The sequence below is a fragment of the Polaromonas sp. P1_F8 genome (genome assembly GCF_056405635.1).
In genome coordinates, this window is record NZ_JBFUBS010000005.1 from 20,444 (window position 1) to 39,130 (window position 18,687).

Below are 18,687 nucleotides of genomic sequence, written 5' to 3' on the forward strand. Positions count from 1 at the left end.
ATTGTCCTCTTCCCGACTCCCCCGATAATTGGGTCATGGCTCAAATACAACTTACCCCCGCCCAGCGCAAGGATCACCGCGCCGATGCCCATCACCTGAACGCAGTGGTGATGATCGGCTCCGATGGCCTGACCGCTGCCGTCAAGAAAGAAACCGACGCGGCCCTGAACGCGCACGGCCTCATCAAGGTGCGGGTTCAATCAGACGACCGCACCGGCCGCGAAGCGATTTTCCAGGCCCTGGCAGATGAACTCAACGCCGCCCCCATCCAGCACATCGGCAAGCTGCTGGTGCTGTGGCGCCCCATGCCGGAAAAGGAAAAGAAGGTCAATGAAGACCGCATGCCCGGCCCCCGTGATGTCAAGGTACTGAAAAACAGCTCCCGCTACGGCCAGCGCCCCGAAGTCAAAACCCTGCGCGTGCTCGGCAACCAGCGCCTCACGCCCGGCGGCACGGTCAAGCGCGCCAAAAAGCCCCAGCTGAAAAGCGCCAAGAAGAGTGCACAGGGCTGAATTTCCCGCCCGCAAGGTACGGGGTAATTGCCCCGATAGTGCCCTGACAGACACATTCTTCCTGGTCCGGTAGCCCCAGGCCTTTAGATTCGAGACTTTCGCCCACAGCTGTACGTCATGACCAATCCCCTTCTCGATTTTTCCGACCTTCCCCTGTTTGACCGGATTCAGCCCGAACATGTGGCGCCAGCCCTCGACGAGCTGCTGGCCAGGGCCGAAAGCGCCCTTGAGCAGGTCACGGCAGCGGATTTTCCGGCCTCCTGGAGCAGCATCGCCGGCGTGCTGGACGTAGCCACCGAGAACCTGGGCCGCGCCTGGGGTGCCGTCAGCCACCTCAATGGCGTGGCCGACACGCCCGAGCTGCGCGCAGCCTACAACGCCGCCCTGCCGCGCGTGACCGAGTTCTGGACCCGCCTGGGCGCCGATGAGCGCCTTTACGCCAAGTACAAAGCCATCGACGTGGCCACCCTGAACACCGAGCAGCGTCAGGCGCACAAAAATGCCATCCGCAACTTTGTGCTGTCGGGCGCGGAACTGAAGGGCGCAGACCGCGACCGTTTTGCCGAGATCCAGGAACGCCAGGCCGAGCTGAGCCAGAAATTCAGCGAAAACGCACTGGACGCCACCGACGCTTTTGCCTACTACGCCACGGAAGCCGAAGTCGCCGGCATTCCCGCCGATGTGCTCCAGAACGCACGCAGCCAGGCCGAAACCGAAGGCAAGACCGGCTACCGCCTCAGCCTGAAAATGCCGAGCTACCTGCCGGTCATGCAGTTCGCCACCAGCAGCAAACTGCGGGAGACCCTCTACAAGGCCTACACCACCCGTGCCAGCGACCAGGCTGCACCCGAATTCAGCAAATTCGACAACAGCGCCATCATGAAAGAAATCCTTGCGCTGCGCCTCGAAGAGGCAAAGCTGCTGGGCTACAGTAATTTCGGCGAGGTATCCGTGGTCGCCAAGATGGCCAAATCCCCCGACGAGGTCATCACGTTTTTGCGTGACCTTGCCCGGCGCGCCCGCCCCTATGCCGAAAAAGACGTCGCAGACCTGCGCGCCTTTGCCGCCAGCCAGCTGGGCCTGCCTGACCCGCAGGCCTGGGACTACCCCTACATCGGCGAAAAGCTCAAGGAAGCGCGCTACGCCTTCAGTGAACAGGAAGTCAAACAGTACTTCACCGCCCCCAAAGTGCTGGCAGGCCTCTTCAGGATCGTGGAAACCCTGTTTGAGGTCGCCATCCGCAAGGACTCGGCACCCGTGTGGAAGCCCGGCGTGGAGTTTTTCCGTATCGAACGTAACGGCCAGCTGGTGGGCCAGTTCTATCTGGACCAGCCCGCCCGCACCGGTAAACGCGGCGGTGCCTGGATGGACGATGTGCGCGCCCGCTGGCTACGCCCCGACAACGGCCAGCTGCAAACCCCGGTGGCTCACCTCGTCTGCAACTTCGCCGAAGGCGTGGGCGGCAAGCCAGCCCTGCTCACGCACGACGACGTGACCACGCTGTTCCATGAGTTCGGCCACGGGCTGCACCACATGCTCACCCAGGTCAACGAACGGGACGTTTCCGGCATCAGCGGTGTCGAGTGGGACGCTGTCGAGCTGCCCAGCCAGTTCATGGAAAACTTTTGCTGGGAGTGGAACGTGCTCAAGCACATGACCGCCCACGTGGATACCGGCGCCGCCCTGCCGCGCGAGCTGTTTGACAAGATGCTGGCCGCCAAAAACTTCCAGAGCGGCATGCAGACGCTGCGCCAGGTCGAGTTCTCGCTGTTTGACATGCTGCTGCACACCTCTCACAACCCGGCCGACGACCTGATGGATCTCCTGAACGAGGTGCGCCAGGAAGTTGCGGTCATTGCAGCCCCGGCCTACAGCCGTACTGCGCATACATTCAGTCACATTTTTTCCGGTGGTTATGCGGCCGGCTACTACAGCTACAAGTGGGCCGAAGTCCTGTCTGCCGACGCTTATGCCGCGTTTGAAGAGTCGGCCCATCCTGCGGCCGGCACGGGTACAAACACTGATAACGGCACTGGCGCAGGCACCGTTAATGTAGAAACCGGCCGAAAATACCGCCAAGCCATCCTGGAAGCAGGGGGCAGCCGCCCGGCCATGGAATCATTCAAGGCCTTCCGGGGCCGCGAGCCAACGCTGGACGCGCTGATGCGCCACCAGGGTATGGCTTGAAACACCTGAGCCAAGCCACTTCAATTCAATTTCAAGACTGACTGGGGAAACCATGAAATCAAAAGCTGTTAGGTCCTTCTCTCCCAACGCCCTGCTGGCCATGCTGCTGCTTGGCGGAAGCCTTATTTTTATGGCGCTGCCGTCGCACGCGCAGCAGGTCTACCGCATCGTCGGGCCTGACGGCAAGGTGACCTTCTCGGACCAGCCACCGCCCGCGGCAAGCGCCGGCAAGATCAGCGCAGGCACCCCAGGTGCAGGCAGCGGAGCATCCTCAGGTCTTCCTTTCGAATTGCGGCAGGTCGCCGGTAAATTCCCAGTCACGCTATATACAGGCGACAAATGTGTTCCCTGTGGTTCCGCTCGTGCCATGCTGATGAGCCGTGGTATTCCGTTCAGCGAAAAAACCGTCAACACCAATGAGGACATTGATGCCCTGCAACGGCTCAGTGGCGATGCGTCCCTGCCCTTCGCAACCATCGGAAGCCAGCAGCTCAAGGGGTTTTCAGACGCAGAGTGGACGCAATTCCTGAACGCTGCAGGCTATCCGGCCACTTCCACATTGCCTCCCAGCTATCGGAACCCTGCGGCTACACCCTTGGTTGTGGTGAACAAACCGGCCGCAGCGGCCACCCCTGCCGCAGCTGCGGCGCCCCGTCCGCCGGCTACCCCAGCCGCACCCCCACCAAGCGTCAGCAACCCTGCCGGCATCAAGTTCTAAGTATCCAGGCAGGTTCTGAAATGCAAAACGCCGGGCTGTGCCCGGCGTTTTGCTTCCAGCAGCTGGATGCCTAGAACACCAGCGTCTTCACCCCGCCCGGCGCACCCAGCAGGCAGACATGCGCCTTCTGGTGGGCGAACACCCCCACCGTCACCACGCCCGGCCACTGGTTGACCTGCGACTCAAAACCCAGTGGGTCGGCGATCTTCAGGCCGGTCACGTCCAGGATGTGCTGGCCGTTGTCGGTCACCAACGGCTTGCCGTCCTTGAGCCGCAGGTTGGCTGTGCCGCCCATGGCCGCAAACTGCCGCGCAATACGCCTGGCCGCCATCGGAATCACCTCAACCGGCAGCGGAAAGTTGCCCAGCACCTGCACCAGCTTGGACTCGTCGGCAATGCAGACAAACTTGCGCGACTGGGCCGCCACGATCTTTTCACGCGTCAGCGCCGCACCGCCGCCCTTGACCATATAACCCGCGTTGTCGATCTCGTCGGCGCCGTCGATGTACACCGCCAGCTCGTCCACCTCCGTCGCGTCAAACACCTTGATGCCCAACGCCTGCAGGCGTTCGGTGGAGGCCACCGAGCTCGACACCGCACCGGCAATGCGCCCCTTCATGGTGGCCAGCGCGTCAATGAATTTATTCACGGTCGAACCGGTACCCACCCCCACAATGCTGCCTTCCTCGACATAGTGCAGGGCCGCCTGGCCGACCAGGGTTTTGAGTTCGTCTTGGGTCATGGCTTGGGTCATGGAAGTATTGAAGAATGTTTGGGGGTTTGGGCCGGGGCGAAACGGGTTTTGCGACAATCAGGCCTCATGCCCGGCCTGCCCGGGTGGTTCATCGCCTCATCGCCAACAGTCGAATTATCCAATGTCCCTGCTCCCCTACGCCCTGGCCCGTCCCTTTTTATTTGGGCTTGACCCCGAAACCGCCCACGAGCTGACCATGGCTTCGCTGGCGCGCACCCAGGGCACGCCGCTGTCGCTGGCGTATTGCGGCAACCGGGTCAGCGACCCGATCGAGCTGGCCGGCCTGAAATTCGCCAACCGTGTGGGTTTGGCCGCGGGGCTCGATAAAAACGCCCGCTGCATCGACGGGCTGGCCGCCATGGGTTTCGGCTTTGTCGAAGTCGGCACCGTCACCCCTCTGGGTCAGCCCGGCAACCCCAAGCCACGCATGTTCCGCCTGACCGAAGCCAACGCACTCATCAACCGCCTGGGCTTCAACAACGACGGGCTGGCCGCTTTTCTGGCCAATGTACAGCGCTCCAGCGTGCGCAAGCAAGGCGCGCAAAACACCCTGCTGCTGGGCCTGAACATCGGCAAAAACGCCGCCACGCCAATTGAAAACGCAGTGGACGACTACCTGACCTGCCTGGACGGCGTCTACCCGCACGCGGACTACGTCACCGTCAACATCTCCAGCCCCAACACCAAAAATCTGCGCGCCCTGCAAAGCGACGAAGCCCTGGACGCCCTGCTCGGCCGCATCGCCGAACGCCGCGAAACCCTGGCCAACCAACATGGCAAGCGCGTGCCGATTTTTGTGAAGATCGCGCCCGATCTTGATGAAGCCCAGGTCGACGTGATTGCAGCCACGCTCAAGCGCCACGCCATGGACGGCGTCGTCGCCACCAACACCACGCTGAGCCGCGACGCGGTGAAAGGCATGCGCCATGCCGAAGAAGCCGGCGGCCTGAGCGGCGCCCCAGTGCTGCAAGCCAGCAACCGCGTCATCGGCCAGCTGCGCGCAGCGCTTGGAAAAGGCTTTCCCATCATCGGCGTGGGCGGCGTCATGAGCGGTGCGGACGCCGTCTCCAAGATCAAGGCCGGCGCCGATGTCGTCCAGATTTACACCGGCCTCATCTACAAAGGCCCTGAACTGGTCACCCAGGCCGCGCTTGCGATCAAAAGAGCCGCTAGCAATAGGAATGAATGAATGTGTTCTCCGTCCAGCGTGTATAAACGCAAGAGGAGGATTCAAAAATGAAAAGCATCGTGGTTCTGCTGGTTCTGGGGGCACTCGGGTATTTCATCTACAACAAATATGAGCGCGGTGGAATCAGTACCTCAACGGAGGGGTACAGCCTCAGAATGGTTGCAGAAAAACCAGTGCCAAAGGACGTATTCTTTGCTCTCTTTACTCAAGAAGCATTGAGCAAGTGTGCCGACGCCCGAGGCAACTACAACCTGTCACCGTCAGAATGCCAAGAGAAAATCAGTGCGAAGGCGCGTGTCTGCACAACAGACGCCATCAAGAATGCACCTAAAGAGATAGACAGTCCTCAACTCGTCAAGAGCCTTGGACGACCCTATCTGGAGTGCGTCACGCCGTATTTTCACTGCAACGGGGTGGAAGTGAAAAGTGAAGGTGAAGCACGCCATAAGTGCCAGTGACATCTGGCACCGAGGCACACGAATTCATCCGTTTAACTGCGGCTTGACGCCACCGGTATCCCACCGTTGAAGCTTCTTCGTCACCGTTTGCGCGGCACCGCTGCCGCTCGCGGCCTGGCCACTTTGGCTGTCTTCTTCGTCGCGCCCACAGCTTTACGCGCCGCCCCCAGCTCCACCCACACCGGCGCATGGTCGCTGGCATGCTCCTGTCCGCGCACCCAGCTGTCTACCCCGGCGGCCTTCAGGCGCGGCGCCAGTTCAGCGTTCAGCAGGATGTGGTCAATGCGCAAGCCCGCGTTGCGCTGCCAATGCTGGCGAAAATAATCCCAGAAGGTGTAGATGCGTTCGTCCGGGTGCAAATGCCGCAGACTGTCCACCCAGCCCTGGGCCAGCAGCTTTTCATAGGCCGCCCGGCTTTCGGGCTGCAACAAGGCGTCCTTGCGCCAGGACTTGGGGTTGTAGATATCAAAGTCGGTTGGCACCACATTGAAGTCACCGGCCAGCGCAACCGGGTGGCCCGAACCGTAGAGCGCCAGCGCATGCCGGTGCAGCCGCTCAAACCAGGCCAGCTTGTAGTCAAACTTGGGGCCGGGCTGCGGGTTGCCGTTGGGCAGGTACAGGCAAGCCACAATGATTCCGTCTACCGCGGCCTCCAGGTAGCGGCTTTGGTCGTCCGCCGCATCGCCGGGCAGCTCACGGCGTATTTCAACCGGCGCCTCACCTCTGGCCAGAATCGCCACGCCGTTCCATGAACGCTGGCCTTTCCATAAAGCGCTGTAACCCGCTTCCCGCAGGTCGGCCTGGGGAAACACACCGTCCAGCGCTTTTAATTCCTGCAGGCAGACCACGTCGGGCGACTCTTTGGCCAGCCAGTCGAGCAACTGCGGCAACCGCGTCTTGATGCCGTTGACGTTAAAGGTCGCGAGTTTCATCAGACACCGACCAAACCCCGGTCAAACACCGGTTAAACGCCGGGTGAGGGCTTGCCCCGGCCCGGCCCGCGCCGGAAAGCCTCGGCGCCGCCGCTGCCCCCGCCGTCAGGAAAGCTGTGCTGCTTGAGCTTGCCGGCCTTTCCGGGCTTCACCGGGTTTTCAATCAAGGTGCTGGCATCGTTGCCATCCGCTTCATCGTCCGGCTCGCTGTGCGGAGGATGCGGCACCGTCGCGCCTTCGCCGGTTTTGGCGCGTGTCGGGCTGGTGTTGCTTTTTGCCATGGGTGCTCCAGAAATCGAAGCTTCAAAGTACCAGCACAGGCTGCGGGCGGGTGTCGGACAACACCGCAAGGCCGCTGCCCCGATACCCTGGTAGGGCACCAGCAAAGGCGATGCAAAGCGAGCCGGCCAGGCCAGCATGAGCCGCGGAACCGGCTTCGCCGGGCCGCAGGGCGGGCGGCCCCCTCGGGGGGCAGGAAGCTACACGAAGTGAGCGACCGTGGGGGCAAGCCTTTGTAGAGCCTGTCCCCTAGAGTACCCGGCAGGCTTTGTTGCGCCCCTTGTTACGACTACCATGCAGGCAGTTTTGACAGGAGACCTGCCTTGGCCGCGACCCCCACTTCGGCGACGACGCCCCCTTCCCTTGCGTCTTCTTCTTTTTCCCTGGACCCCCTGGATCCCGCCTCCCCCTACCCCCATCTGCTCGCGCCGCTAGACCTGGGCTTCACCACGCTGAAGAACCGCGTGCTGATGGGCAGCATGCACACCGGCCTGGAAGACGGCCGCAAACACTTCCCCGCCATGGCTGCCTACTTTGCCGAGCGTGCGCGCGGCGGTGTGGGCCTCATGGTTACCGGCGGCTTCGCACCCAACATCGCCGGCTGGACCAAACCGTTTGCCGGCATGCTCGCCAGCTCCGGCGCGGCGCGGCGCCACAAGCAAGTGACCGACGCCGTGCACGCTGAAGGCGGCAAGATTGCGCTGCAAATTTTGCACACCGGCCGCTACGGCTACCACCCGCTGTGCGTCGCGCCCTCCCGCATCCAGAGCCCGATCTCGCCCTTCACCCCGCGCGAGCTCAGCGCCGGCGGCGTCGAGCGGCAGATTCGCGCCTTCATCCGCTGCGCCATGCTCGCCCGCGATGCCGGCTACGACGGCGTCGAGATCATGGGCAGCGAAGGCTACTTCATCAACCAGTTCCTCGTCACCCACACCAACCAGCGCACCGACGAGTGGGGCGGCAGCTATGGCAACCGCATGCGCGTGGCAGTGGAGATCGTGCGCCGCACGCGCGAAGCCGTCGGCCGCGACTTCATCATCATCTACCGCCTCTCGATGATCGACCTGATTCCCGGCGGCAGCAGCTGGGAAGAAGTCGTGCTGCTGGCCAAAGCCGTCGAAGCCGCCGGCGCCACGCTCATCAACAGCGGCATCGGCTGGCATGAGGCGCGTGTGCCGACAATCGCGACGTCAGTACCACGCGGTGCCTTCACCTGGGTCACCAAAAAGCTGCGAGGCGACCTGCGTGCCGCCGGCCTCACGATTCCCGTCATCACCAGCAACCGCCTGAACATGCCCGAAGTGGCCGAACAGGTGCTGGCCGACGGCAGCGCCGACATGGTCAGCATGGCCCGCCCCTTCCTGGCCGACCCCGAGTTCGTCAACAAGGCCGCACAGGGGCGCCGCGACGAGATCAACACCTGCATCGCCTGCAACCAGGCCTGCCTGGACCACGCCTTCCAGGCCAAGCTGGCAAGCTGCCTGGTCAACCCGCGCGCCGGGCATGAGACCGAACTTGTCATTCGCATCGCCCCCGCCAAAAAACGCGTTGCCGTCATAGGCGCGGGCCCCGCGGGCCTGGCCGCCGCCACCACTTTGGCCCTGCGCGGCCACAGCGTTGACCTGTATGACGCTGCCGACAAAATCGGCGGCCAGTTCAACCTGGCCAAGCGCGTGCCCGGCAAGGAAGAGTTCGAAGAAACCCTGCGCTACTTTGGCCAGCGCATCACCGGCACCGGCGTGAAGCTGCACCTGAACACCCGCGTCTCGGCGGCCGACCTCATTGCGCAAAAGTTTGACGAAGTCGTGCTGGCCACCGGCGTCACGCCGCGCAACCCGCGCATTCCCGGGCAAGACCACCCCAAGGTGCTCAGCTACATCGATGTGCTGCTGGGCCGCCAACCCGTGGGCGAGCGCGTCGCGCTCATAGGCGCAGGCGGCATCGGCTTTGACGTCGCCGAATTCCTCGTCACACCCACCGGTCATTCCACCGCACTCGACCTGCCCGCCTGGCTCGCCGAATGGGGTGTGGCCGATCCCGGCGAAGTGCGCGGCGGCGTCGTGCGCCCGCAGGTCACGCCGCCGGCGCGCCATGTCACCCTGCTGCAGCGCAAGCCCGGCAAGCTGGGCGCGGGCCTGGGCAAGACCACCGGCTGGATCCACCGCGCCGCGCTGAAGATGAAAAACGTCGAAATGCTTTCAGGCGTCAACTACGAACGCATTGGTGAAAACGAAGGGGGCTCAGGCCTCAGCCTCTTCATCACCTTCGGCGAAAAGCGGCTGGACGGCACCGTGCTGGAAGTCGACAACATCGTGCTGTGCGCCGGGCAAGAACCCCTGCGTGAACTGCTGGAGCCGCTGCGCGCAGCGGGTGTCAAGACGCATTTGATCGGTGGCGCCGACGAAGCCAGTGAGCTTGATGCCAAACGCGCGATTGATCAGGGGACGCGGCTGGCGGCGATGGTGTGACCCGGGCCCCGCATCACGCAGATGCGTCAGGGTCGTCCTTGCGCTCCAGCAGCAGGCGAAGCATGCGCTCCGGGTTTTGCAAAAAATCGCGCGTAACCCGGTAGTGCTCAGTCTCGGCGTACTGAATGCGCTCCAGGCCGGACTCCGAGCACGCATAAATCCAGGCGTCCGGGTAAGACATCAGGATGGGCGAATGCGTCGCGATCAAAAACTGCGACCGCTCCAGCACCAGGTCATGCATGCGCGACAACACCGCCAGCTGGCGTTGCGGCGACAGGGCCGCTTCCGGCTCGTCAAGGATGTACATCCCTTCCGGGCCGAACCGGTGGTTGAGCAGCGACAGAAATGACTCGCCGTGAGACTGCTCATGCAACGAGCGCGAGCCATAGAAGGTAATCACCGGCGGCCCCATGGAAGGTTCTGCGTCCAGGTTCTCGATCTCCGTCGCCACATTGAAGAAGCTCTCTGCACGCAGAAAAAAGCCGGTCTTCGGCCGCTTGAAGCCTTTGGCAACGCGAATGTATTCGTTCAGCACCGAATGGGAAACGCGCGTACCGAAACGGAAGTTTTTGGTACCGCCTTCCGCGTTAAACCCCAACGAAACCGCAATCGCCTCCAGCAGCGTCGACTTTCCCGAACCGTTCTCGCCCACGAAGAACGTCACCTTCGGGTGCAGGTCAATATGTTCCAGCGTGCGGACGGCCGGCAGATGAAACGGGTAGGCCGCGAAAGACTCCACCTTGTCGCGCACCAGCGTGACGCGGCTGGCAAACTGGCTGGAGATGATCGATGACATGACCGGAGTTTAAGGTGGCGGCGACGCTGGAAAATAGCTGACGAAGACCCGCCCAGTCTGGGGCACTTCCCCGTCAAGCATCAAGCCTGTGGCGAGAATATTTGTTGCCCAAACACAAAGAGAAGCCTGTCGCCATCATCCACCGCGTACGGCGGCTGGGCGACAGTACTCCCTGGATTCAAACAGGCACCTTCTACTGCCAGTTTGCAGCAATGACCGGTGACAAGTTTGTTTGATAGCCGGCCGGCAATGTGGTCTCACCTGCCGCCGGTGGCGAGAACGCCGCCATTGCATCAACCAGGTTTTGCACCTGACTGTCCAGCAAACGTGTCCCGTTGGCCAGCTCAAAGATTTCCACATGGTTGCCGGCGCCCTGGTACCAGTTGGTGACAGCCACTTTATCCGTTGTGCCTATGACAGAGACCTCCAGGTTGAGCCCTACCTGCTGGAACCAGAGCTGGTCGGCAGCAACGCTGGCGTCAAACCTCAAGGTGTCGGCCACACCCGCAGTGGCATCTGTGTCTGTGAGGACGTCGGCGCCGTCACCCCGTGCAAACAGGTAGGTATCAGCGCCTGAGCCACCAAAGAGCTGGTCATTTCCGGTGCCACCCACCAAGGTGTCGTTTCCCCCCAGGCCTCGGAGAATGTCGTTGCCGGCCAACCCATTGAGCGTGTCTGCCGAGGTATTGTTGCCAATCAGACTGTCCGCACCCGTCGTAGCTGTCCCGACGACGCCGCCATTCAACAAAATGGCGTCGATGTCCGCAGGCTTCCACACCGTGCCATCACCGAACGCGATTTCCTCAATGGACCAGGTCGTTACCGAGTTGTTGGCCAGGTAGTTGCCCACCGTCAAAGTGTCGGTCGTCCCGGTGATTCTCAGGACAAGATTGTTCCCACTGCGAGTCACCGTGATGCCTGAGGGCGCAATGCCCGCATCAAATTCAATCCGGTCAATGTTTCCTGCGGTTCCATCATCGTCGTAAATGGTGTCCTGGCCGCCGCCCACTCCGAAGCGATAGATGTCGTTGCCTGTGCCGTTGTAGACACCATTCCAGGTGTCATAGATGCCACCCGCCAGGATGTCGTTGCCCGACCCACCAATCAGGATGTCGTTACCGGCGCCGCCTTGCAAGGTGTCACCATCGGCACCACCGTTGAGTGTGTCGTTGCCGTTGCCTCCACTCAGGGAGTCGCCGCCGGCCTCGCCCAGCAGCGTGTCGTTGCCGTCTTCCCCGCTGAGGGTGTCGGCGCCATTGCCGCCGTACAGCGTGTCGTTGCCGGCCCGGGCGCTGATGGTGTCGTTGCCGTCGTTGCCCACGAGCACATCATCGGTGGTGTAGCCCGTCAGGGTGTCATTACCTGAGCCGCCCGTCAGCGCCATCAGTTTCACATTTGCAACTGACCAGACCGCGTTGACATCATCAGTGAAGCGAATCTCTTCAACGGCCCAACCTCCGGCGCCATCCCCACTGAAATACCCGTTGACCGTGATCTGGTCAGTGGTGCCTTGAATCTTCAGTACCAGGCTGTCGCCCGATCGCGAAACCAGCACGCTGCCAGGCAGGATGCCGGCCTTGAAGATGATCTTGTCGACAACGCCAGCGGTGCCGTCGTTGTCGTAGATCGTGTCCTGGCCATCGCCCAAGCCGAACAGGTAGGTGTCGCTGCCCGCGCCGTTGTAATTGCCGTTCCAGGTGTCGTACACCCCTCCGGCCAGGATGTCATTGCCGGCACCACCCTCCAGGGTGTCATTGCCTAAACCGCCTTGCAAGGTATCAACATCGGCTCCGCCATTGAGCGTGTCGTTGCCGTTACCGCCGCTCAGTGAATCACCACCGGCCTCGCCCAGGAGCACGTCGTTGCCGTCCTCCCCGTTGAGGGTGTCGGCGCCATTACCGCCGTACAGCGTGTCGTTTCCGGCCCGGGCGCTGATGGTGTCATTGCCGTCATTGCCCACGAGCACGTCGTCGGTGGCGTAGCCCGTCAGGGTGTCATTACCGGCCGTACCGACCAGAGCCATCACCTTCACATTGGCAATCGACCAGACCGCATTGACGTCATCAGTGAAGCGAATCTCTTCGACGGCCCATCCTCCACCGCCATCCCCATTGAAATAGCCGCTCACCGATATCTGATCTGTGGTGCCGATGATTTTGAGTACCAGCATGTCACCGGAGCGGGAAACCTGGACATCTCCGGGGAGCACCCCGGCTTTGAAGATGATCTTGTCAATGACGCCAGCAGTGGAGTCGTTGTCGGAGATCGTGTCCTGTCCATCACCTCGCCCGAACAGATAGGTGTCGCTGCCCGTTCCGGTGTAGACGCCATTCCAGGTGTCGTACACGCCGCCGGCCAGAATGTCGTTGCCCGACCCGCCATCCAGGGTGTCGTTCCCGGCACCTCCTTGCAGTGTGTCGACATCGGCACCGCCGTTCAAGGTATCGTTGCCGTTGCCCCCGTTCAGGGAGTCGCCGCCTGCCTCACCCAGAAGCAGGTCGTTGCCGTCTTCTCCGTTAAGCGTGTCCGCGCCATTGCCGCCGTACAGCGTGTCGTTGCCGCCACGACCACTCATGGTGTCATTGCCATCGTTGCCCGCCATCACGTCGTCGGTTGCATAGCCAATCAGCGTGTCATTGCCGGCGCCGCCCACCAGCGCCGCCATGTTCTTGACGTTGGCTACGGACCAGACCGCATTGACGTCATCAGTGAAGCGAATCTCTTCGATGGCCCAGCCGCCGGCGCCATCCCCATTGAAATAGCCGCTCACCGATATCTGATCGCTGGTGCCGATGATTTTGAGCACCAGCGTGTCGCCAGAACGGGAAACCAGAATGTCCGCAGGAAGCACCCCGGCTTTGAAGATGATCTTGTCAATGACACCTGCGGTCGTATCGTTGTCGGCGATCGTGTCCTGCCCATCCCCGCGCCCGAACAGATAGGTGTCGCTACCAGCGCCGTTGTAGTTGCCGTTCCAGGTGTCATACACCCCGCCACCCAGCAGGTCATTGCCGGCTCCACCTTCCAATATGTCGTTACCCGACCCGCCCTGCAGTGTGTCGCCATCGGCCCCGCCGCTCAGCGTGTCGTTGCCGTTGCCGCCACTCAGGGAATCACCGCCGGCTTCACCCAAAAGCAGGTCGTCGCCGTCTTCACCGCTGAGGGTGTCAGCGCCATTGCCGCCGTACAACGTGTCGTTGCCTGCCCGGGCGCTGATGGTGTCGTTGCCATCATTGCCCACGATCACGTCATCTGTGCCGTAGCCGACCAGTGCATCGTTGCCGGCACTGCCGACAAGGGCCATTGTCCTGACGTCGGAAACCGTCCATACCGTATTCAGGTCGTCCGCAAAACGGATTTCTTCCACGGCCCAGCCGCCAGTACCATCCCCATTGAAATAACCGTTGACCGTTACCTGGTCACTGGTACCCTGGATCTTCAGAACCAGGCTGTCACCCGAGCGCGAGATCAACACGCTGCCTGGCAAGATGCCAGCCTTGAAGACGATCTTGTCGACGACACCGGCCGTCGTGTCGTTGTCGGCGATCGTGTCCTGGCCGTCGCCCAAGCCAAACAGATAAGTATCACTGCCTGCGCCGTTGTAGTTACCGTTCCAGGTGTCGTACACCCCTCCGCCCAGCAGGTCGTTGCCGGCTCCGCCTTCCAGGATGTCGTCGCCGGCGCCACCTTGCAGCGTATCGTTGTCAGCCCCACCCAACAGGGTGTCAACACCGTTGCCTCCGCTCAGGGAATCAGCACCGGCTTCGCCCAGAATAAGGTCGTTGCCATCTTCCCCGCTCAGTGAATCGCCGCCATTGCCGCCATACAGCGTGTCATTCCCGGCTCGCCCGCTGATGGTGTCGTTGCCGTCGTTGCCCACGATCACGTCATCTGTGGCGTAGCCGGTCAGGGCATCGTTGCCGGCACTACCGACCAGGGCCATATTCTTGACGTCTGTCACTGTCCAAACCGTGTTCAGATCATCGGCAAAGCGAATCTCTTCGATGGCCCAACCGCCCGCACCGTCTCCATTGAAATAGCCGTTGACCGTTACCTGGTCACTGGTGCCCTGGATTGCCAGGATCAGGCTGTCGCCGGAGCGCGAAACCAACACACTGCCCGGCAATATTCCAGTCTTGAAGACGATCTTGTCGACGACGCCAACGGTGGTGTCGTTGTCGACGATCGTGTCCTGACCATCGCCCAGGCCGAACAGGTAGGTGTCGCTGCCCGCACCGTCGTAGTTGCCGTTCCAGGTGTCGTATACCCCTCCACCCAACACGTCGTTGCCGGCGCCTCCATCCAGAACATCGTCACCCGCTCCGCCCTGCAAGGTGTCCCCGTCGGCGCCACCATTGAGTGTGTCATTGCCATTGCCGCCGATCAGGGAATCAGCACCGACGCTGCCCTCCAGTACGTCATTGCCGTTGCCGCCGCTCAGCGAGTCGGCTCCCGCCTCTCCGTTCAATATGTCATTGCCGTCGTTGCCGGTCACGGTGTCATTGCCGTCCCCCGCATTGACCGTGTCGTCGGTGGCATAACCCTGAAGCGTGTCGTTGTCCGACGTTCCAAGCAAGGCGAACGCCTTCATGGTGGCAATATCCCAGACCGTCGCCGGATCGTCGACAAACTGAATCTGCTCAATCGCCCAACCTCCAGCGCCATCCCCGCTGAAATAGCCGTTAACTGTTATCTGGTCGCTGGTTCCCTGAATCTTCAGCACCAGGCTGTCGCCCGAGCGGGAGATCAGCACGCTGTCAGGCAGGATGCCTGACTTGAAAACAATCGTGTCGATGGCTCCGGCGGTGGCGTCCTGGTCAACAATTGTGTCCTGCCCATCGCCTAGGCCGAACAGATAGGTATCGCTGCCCGCGCCGTTGTAGTTGCCGTTCCAGGTGTCGTACACGCCACCGGCCAGGATGTCGTTGCCGGCGCCCCCTTCGAGCACGTCGTCGCCGGATCCACCCTGCAATAGATCACTTCCTGCACCGCCGTCCAGCCAGTCACCGTCGGCGCCGGCACTGAAAGTATTTGCAGAGGCATCTCCCAAATAAATATCGGAACGGCTGCTTCCGCTGGTTGCCAGCCCCGAATACACATCCAACGATGCGAGCTCCCCCCTTAACGGTGAGTCCACGGCCAAAACATCAATCCAGTTGCGCAACATTGATATTCCGCCAAACCCGACAGCAGATAGTGCTCCGGCCGTATAGTGGTGAAGCTCAACCAGGTCGATAAGTGCGTTGCGTTCATCTGCGGCTCTATGGTTTGTAAGCGCAGTAGTTAGTCCAGTCGTGTTAAACGAAATTCCAGTCTCACTAATAGACAATCCAATGCCGTCCAGGTAGGGCTTGAGCCTCGTCTGCACTACCAGTGCGGCATAAACACTTTCCTTGAGCGCGCTATAGGCTTGTTGCAACAGGTCTACCTGTGCGGCCGGCGGACTGACGATGTAGTGGTACACCACGTTTCCAGTATTCGGATCGGTGTTGCTGCTGATGGCAAACCCCGCTGGGCGAGGCCCACCATTTTCATCGCCGTAAAAACGGCTGCCATTGAACGCCTCGAGCACATAGATAAGGTTCTTGTACTCGGCTTCAGTCACGCCGGTCGGCAAGTTGTAGGTCACGTTGGCATTGAGGCCGTAAAGCACGCCATGCGAATAGGTAGAGGTGTTAGCCCACAGATTGACAAGGTTATCAAGCTGGCTGCGCTGGCCATCACGGGTAGGAGTAGTTGCAAAGGTCTGCAGGGCATTGGCGAAGTCGCTGTCCAGGCTAGCTGCGGCCCGCATATTTCGCACCATGCCGGAGCCATCCATCTGCGGCAATGCCTGGGCCTGCTCGGTGATAGGAACAGGGTTGCCGGCTTCATCCACCACTTCGGGTGGGAACTCGGTAAAGAAGTTATTGGTCTCGAGGTCGATCGCACCGACGGTGTGCGTCTGACCGTTCTGAGTGAACGTCGTGCTCAGGGCAACAGTGTTGTTGTTGATCACCTGCCCCGCTTGTGGGCCTGTGCTGCTGCCGTTGACACCAATGCTGGTGATGTTGAGCTCGGACAGGGTCTTGACCTCTCCACTTTGGGTAATGCCATCTTGATTGGCGTCTTGCCATATCTTGAGTTCCACATATGCGGCATCTGCATTGGTGATGAACCCATCGCCGTTGGCATCCAGGTCACGCAACGCATCGAAGCCGTCAGCAGCCAATGTGCTGTTGCTTTTGATGGTGTCTACACCAAAGAGCTCACGACCTGTGTCTATCGTGCCGTTGCCATTGAGATCGCGAACCAGGAAACCGTCATCCGGCCTGGCCCAGCCGGTGCCGGTTTTGATACCGTCGGCGTTGTGGTCAAAAAGGGTAGCGCCGCTGGCGCCTGCCAACTCCAGACCATCGCCATCTAAATCTAGAACAAGAGGATCGCGACGCAGAACAAAGTTGCGGGCGTCGTTAAAGCGTCGACTGGTGTCAGAGCCAACATCCTGCCCTGGCCACGGCATGCCTGTAAAAGGATCACCGTCCGGCAAGGGAACAGGGCTGCCATCACGATTTGGAATATCAATAAATTTTCTTTTAAAGTAAAACGCTATCCACGCGTGCTCAGCGGAGATGGGGTCTGCAACGCCCGTCATTGGCGTTCGTAAAAGACCTTCCAAATCGGCCATCAGCTTTTCATCAACTTCAGTGATTTTCCTCCAGTAATCTGCTGGATCACCAGTCTGAGCTTCCCAATATCCTCTATCGTGATCTTTAAAGGTTTGATCTAGCGGATCCGTTGCCGGATACGACCAATCCGGCTGCTCCCCGGGTTGGATATCCCTACCGCCCGACCAATAACGGCCACCCCAATTACCATAGAAAAATCCCATTACAAGTTCTCCTTATGTTTACTAAGATTTGCGCAAATCCCACTACCAAGACCAAGCAAAACCAACATCGGCCTGCCTTGACTACTTTGTGCGCCAACTATCAGCGCATTTTTTCCATCAGAAGTAATAGAAATGTTTCCCACCCACCGAGGAAGATCGTTGACCTCGCAGCTTTCCGAACCGGATACTCGCATCACTTTAAAAAAATAACCGTCTTTATCCAGGTAGCGATTTAGCTGCAAACAAGTTCCAACAACACGATCGCAAACCAGGCTCGTAGTGTCTGGCTTAACGTATCTCTTTACATCGGGTTTCTCGCCGTTGGGAAATTCAAACAGTCGAATTTTTTTATCTCCAGCGGCGTCAGTGACGATAAAAAAACCAGATTCGTTGACCAAGCTCACGTTGCTGTATGGCGGGCCAAACTCTTCCCCCACTTTTATTGGTATTCCTTCAGATTTAATCATCAGCCAATGATGAATCGGGTAACCATCGGGTGTTGTTCTAGCCACCGCTTGGACTAGATATTTTCCAAAAGAAATTTCTTTGGGGAATGACAGCCCGCCACCGGAACGGTATAGCTCTGTTAGTTTCTGTCCGTCGTCAAGACTCAGTTTCGCAAGCATGCTTTGCTCACCTTGGCGGTAGGTAATCAACAGGCTATTTTCCGAATCCATGAAACCATATGAATTGATGCCGGAAGGGACAGAGAGCTTTGTCCAATCTGATGTGCCACTTTTTTTGATTTTTAGTGCGGCAATTCCGGTCTCAAACGTTAATAGCGCAAGAGTTGAACCATCTGGGCTTATTTTTGCGTCATATGGGAAGTTAGATCGAGTGGTGTTGCACGCGGAAAAAAATAATAGAAGGCAAGTTATCGTGCACAGTCGGATCAAATACTTTGAAAAATACTTGGGTGTGTTGTCTCTCATGCCGTCTTTCTCATATCTTTGCTACTTTTCGGTGGATCAAACTTAAAGGTTACTTAAACAAATGGCGACTCGCTGTGGTTTTCTGTAGCTATCAATTTGCGCCGACAGAGTAGAAATAGCTGTGAGATTCGTTTTCAGGACGCAGGAATTACGATCTTTCCGAGACTCTTTTCACAGGAAAATTTTTCCGGTATTCGATGCAAGAGCAAGTCATTTAAATTCGCTATCTTCCTCTCAAACTCTCACTACCCGCCCGCTGAATCGAGTTCAGCAATATTCAATCCCACGTCACTGCCCGGTCTTGATATCCGCAGTCATGTTTATGCCGGATACCAGCTGAATCATCTTTCCGTCAATGTCGATCTGCTTAGTCTTCAGGGCCGGTACCACCGGGGAAAATCGTGCCGGGCTTTTTTGTCATGGACCGCATCGACCGTCACTCGGTCAACCAAGGCTCGAACAATGGGCACCCGCAGCATTCAAATTTTTGGAAGCTGTATCAGGGCAAGCGGATCTTTTTCGGTCGCGTGCCCGGCTTATCAGTCGTCCCTCTACCCATAACCTCCCTTCTCATTTTTATTTAGCTCGGCG

Annotated in this window: 12 protein-coding genes; 6 read left to right on the forward strand and 6 right to left on the reverse strand. The window is 59.9% G+C overall.

Going from position 1 to position 18,687, the window contains the following annotated elements; genetic code table 11:
- Positions 1–35 precede the first annotated feature (35 nt).
- The 3 genes from AC1D1J_RS17330 (at position 36) to AC1D1J_RS17340 (ending at position 3,417) form a co-directional block, all read left to right on the forward strand.
- The gene (locus AC1D1J_RS17330; RefSeq protein ID WP_477649259.1) at positions 36–512 is read left to right on the forward strand and encodes a YhbY family RNA-binding protein; all 477 of its coding nucleotides are present in this window, start codon (positions 36–38) and stop codon (positions 510–512) included.
- Positions 513–629: 117 nt separating this feature from the next.
- Positions 630–2,699: a M3 family metallopeptidase gene (locus AC1D1J_RS17335; RefSeq protein WP_477695382.1), complete on the forward strand. Its 2,070-nt coding sequence runs from the start codon at positions 630–632 to the stop codon at positions 2,697–2,699.
- Positions 2,700–2,751: 52 nt separating this feature from the next.
- Positions 2,752–3,417, forward strand: a complete 666-nt coding sequence (locus AC1D1J_RS17340) for a glutaredoxin family protein (protein WP_477695383.1) — start codon at positions 2,752–2,754, stop codon at positions 3,415–3,417.
- Positions 3,418–3,487: 70 nt separating this feature from the next.
- On the opposite strand, the gene rpiA is transcribed toward AC1D1J_RS17340, so the two are convergent.
- Complete coding sequence (rpiA, locus tag AC1D1J_RS17345) at positions 3,488–4,159, reverse strand: ribose-5-phosphate isomerase RpiA (RefSeq protein ID WP_477671220.1); 672 nt, start codon at positions 4,157–4,159, stop codon at positions 3,488–3,490.
- Between the two features lie 133 nt (positions 4,160–4,292).
- On the opposite strand from rpiA, the gene AC1D1J_RS17350 reads away from it, so the two are divergent.
- Both AC1D1J_RS17350 and AC1D1J_RS17355 read left to right on the forward strand, forming a co-directional pair.
- Entirely contained in the window at positions 4,293–5,360 is a 1,068-nt protein-coding gene (locus AC1D1J_RS17350; protein WP_477695384.1) for a quinone-dependent dihydroorotate dehydrogenase, read from the forward strand.
- A 47-nt stretch (positions 5,361–5,407) separates the two neighbouring features.
- Positions 5,408–5,818, forward strand: a complete 411-nt coding sequence (locus AC1D1J_RS17355) for a hypothetical protein (protein WP_477686597.1) — start codon at positions 5,408–5,410, stop codon at positions 5,816–5,818.
- A gap of 80 nt (positions 5,819–5,898) precedes the next feature.
- On the opposite strand, the gene xth is transcribed toward AC1D1J_RS17355, so the two are convergent.
- Together xth and AC1D1J_RS17365 are read right to left on the reverse strand one after the other, a co-directional pair.
- Complete coding sequence (xth, locus tag AC1D1J_RS17360) at positions 5,899–6,750, reverse strand: exodeoxyribonuclease III (RefSeq protein ID WP_477686598.1); 852 nt, start codon at positions 6,748–6,750, stop codon at positions 5,899–5,901.
- A gap of 32 nt (positions 6,751–6,782) precedes the next feature.
- The gene (locus AC1D1J_RS17365; protein ID WP_477670955.1) at positions 6,783–7,031 is read right to left on the reverse strand and encodes a hypothetical protein; all 249 of its coding nucleotides are present in this window, start codon (positions 7,029–7,031) and stop codon (positions 6,783–6,785) included.
- Between the two features lie 390 nt (positions 7,032–7,421).
- Here AC1D1J_RS17365 and AC1D1J_RS17370 point away from each other — a divergent pair, with 390 nt between their 5' ends.
- Positions 7,422–9,497: an oxidoreductase gene (locus tag AC1D1J_RS17370; protein WP_477695476.1), complete on the forward strand. Its 2,076-nt coding sequence runs from the start codon at positions 7,422–7,424 to the stop codon at positions 9,495–9,497.
- A 13-nt stretch (positions 9,498–9,510) separates the two neighbouring features.
- On the opposite strand, the gene AC1D1J_RS17375 is transcribed toward AC1D1J_RS17370, so the two are convergent.
- From AC1D1J_RS17375 to AC1D1J_RS17385, 3 genes are all read right to left on the reverse strand, one after another.
- Complete coding sequence (locus AC1D1J_RS17375; RefSeq protein WP_477695477.1) at positions 9,511–10,284, reverse strand: AAA family ATPase; 774 nt, start codon at positions 10,282–10,284, stop codon at positions 9,511–9,513.
- Positions 10,285–10,486: 202 nt separating this feature from the next.
- Entirely contained in the window at positions 10,487–17,164 is a 6,678-nt protein-coding gene (locus AC1D1J_RS17380) for a calcium-binding protein (RefSeq protein WP_477695385.1), read from the reverse strand.
- Complete coding sequence (locus AC1D1J_RS17385; protein ID WP_477688995.1) at positions 17,164–18,096, reverse strand: hypothetical protein; 933 nt, start codon at positions 18,094–18,096, stop codon at positions 17,164–17,166. Before AC1D1J_RS17385 ends, AC1D1J_RS17380 begins: the two co-directional genes overlap by 1 nt.
- Positions 18,097–18,687: the final 591 nt, after the last annotated feature.